Below are 2116 nucleotides of genomic sequence, written 5' to 3' on the forward strand. Positions count from 1 at the left end.
TTAACCGGCCATAATCTAACTTAACTGCTTCTTGAACATTAGGATGTTCAGCTGCTGATGTGTATGCCGTTTCCATCATGGCTAATTGAATCAAAGCGATCATTGCCATGGAGACTGAGACTAAGATATATGTCCTTAAACCAGCTTTGCTATTATTACTTGAACGTTCATATCCTACTATTCCTCCAATAAAAACTGCTAATAGCAATCGAAACAAAATAAGACTAGTCTCCATATATTCTCACCTCTTTACTTTTAATCAATGGTTTCTTCATTTAAACTGCATACAGCTGAAACAGGAAAGTGATCAGAAGGATAACGACCAGCAAACTTATCAGTTATGGTACAAGTAGAGTAAATAGAAACATCATGTGTAGTAAAAATATAATCAATATGCTGCATTGTGTCCCATAGACTATCATGAGAAAATCCGACACCTGTACAAGTCACTAATGGACCTACATGATGCGGCAATTACATCATACCAACGCTCTTTTTCATCAGCGTTAAAGTCGCCGGTCAAAAATACAGGCTTATTTTTTGCTAGATTGTCTATTTCTTTTTTTATCAGTAAAGCTGACTGAAAACGAGCTTCTTCACTGATATGATCAAAATGGGTATTAAAGAAAAAAAATTCTTTGTCGTTGCTTTTTTGCTTTAAACGAACCCATGTGCAGATACGAGGACAATCTGCCTGCCACTCAAAGGCTTGTGAAGGGATGTCAGGAGTTATGGAAAGCCAGAAAGTTCCGCTTTCTATTAAAGCAAATCGAGCTGGTTTAAAAGCAATGGGATTGTATTCGTTATTTTCATCATCTGAACGTCCCAACCCTACAAATTGATAATCTGCTAATTCTTTCAAATCATCTAATTGATTTTGTTTCGCTTCTTGTAAACCCAATACATCCCATTCTGAATTCACAATCAGTGCCTTAACATTCTCCTTTCGGTTTACCCATTGATCTTGTTCATCCATAAAAGTGTCTAATCGTATATTGTAAGTAGCTACTGTAAATCTGTTGGACTGGTTTTCCATCTCCATTTAATCAAACTCCTTAATTTCACTTTTTTATTTCCATAGACTGAATACATTATAATTGAAGACATGATCATTAAAATAACCGAATAAACTAGCGACAGTGCTTTCGTATCTGCTAAAGTTTGCGCACTGGTCGCGTTTTTGATCATCACCCCTAATGGCTCATAAACTGGATGATACAAAAAGACAGTCAAGTCGTAGTCCGATAAAATGCTTATAAAATTTAAAGCAAATACCCCGGTGGTAGCTGGCAATATGATAGGAAATAAAACTCTCCTAAAAGTATAAAAAGAACCTGCGCCTAAATTTTTAGCTGCTTCTTCGATTTCGCTATCAATTGCAAAAAAAGCTGCTTTTGTCATTCGTAAAGTGAATGGAATTTTAATCAATACGTAGCCCAATAACAACAGCCAGACCGTACCAGCTAAAATGAATCGGAAAGTGAACACCGTTTCTACGTTAAAAGATACAATTAAACCTACTGCAATTAACGTTGAAGGCAAAAACCATGGAATCATTAAAGCATATTCTAAAAGGGTCACTAATTTATTTTTATACTTGTGAATAATTCTGGAACACAATAAACAAAAAGCCACTACGATAAGAGAACCAAAGAACCCATAAAGAATGGATACAATATATGGTTTAAGCGCACTCACACTGGAAAACGCATTTTGGTAATTGACTAAGGTGAAATGCTCCCAGCTTAATGTTCCTGTTGAGATACTGTACGTATCTGTAAATGAGAAGATGATAATCAAAACAACTGGAATCGCATATAAAGCAAATAATGCATAAGCAAATACGTGAACGGCTAAGTTTGCTGCTTTATTTTCGATTGGCTGTTTCTTAAATTCTGATTTCACTTTCGAAACAGACATATAATTCCCTTTTCGTTCAGAACGAATCATAAAAGATAAAAGAATAATGGTAGCTAATCCTAATATTAAAGCCAGCACAGTTGCCAAGTCTCTAGAAGAGGTACTCTTTGAAAAGGTCAAAATCATTGGCGTAATGGTTTCAAATTGACGACCTCCTACAATCAAAGGTGCTGAAGTAGCTGCTAAACCAGTTAAA

General features: G+C 35.6%; 4 protein-coding genes. All 4 read right to left on the bottom strand.

The genetic code is table 11. The annotated features are described in order from the left end of the window. A partial coding sequence (locus RT405_RS12045) for an MgtC/SapB family protein (RefSeq protein ID WP_313469992.1) occupies positions 1-235 on the bottom strand: 235 nt, incomplete at its 3' end. A 20-nt stretch (positions 236-255) separates the two neighbouring features. Beyond that, on the bottom strand, positions 256-450 hold the full coding sequence (locus RT405_RS12050; RefSeq protein ID WP_313469993.1) for a hypothetical protein: 195 nt from the start codon (positions 448-450) through the stop codon (positions 256-258). After that, on the bottom strand, positions 419-1042 hold the full coding sequence (locus tag RT405_RS12055) for an endonuclease/exonuclease/phosphatase family protein (RefSeq protein WP_313469995.1): 624 nt from the start codon (positions 1040-1042) through the stop codon (positions 419-421). Before RT405_RS12055 ends, RT405_RS12050 begins: the two co-directional genes overlap by 32 nt. Continuing rightward, positions 1006-2116 (bottom strand): ABC transporter permease subunit (locus RT405_RS12060; protein ID WP_313469996.1); only part of this gene is annotated, 1111 nt, incomplete at its 5' end. The genes RT405_RS12060 and RT405_RS12055, both read right to left, overlap by 37 nt.

The organism is Carnobacterium sp., assembly GCF_032094055.1.
Classification (GTDB): Bacteria; Bacillota; Bacilli; order Lactobacillales; family Carnobacteriaceae; genus Carnobacterium_A.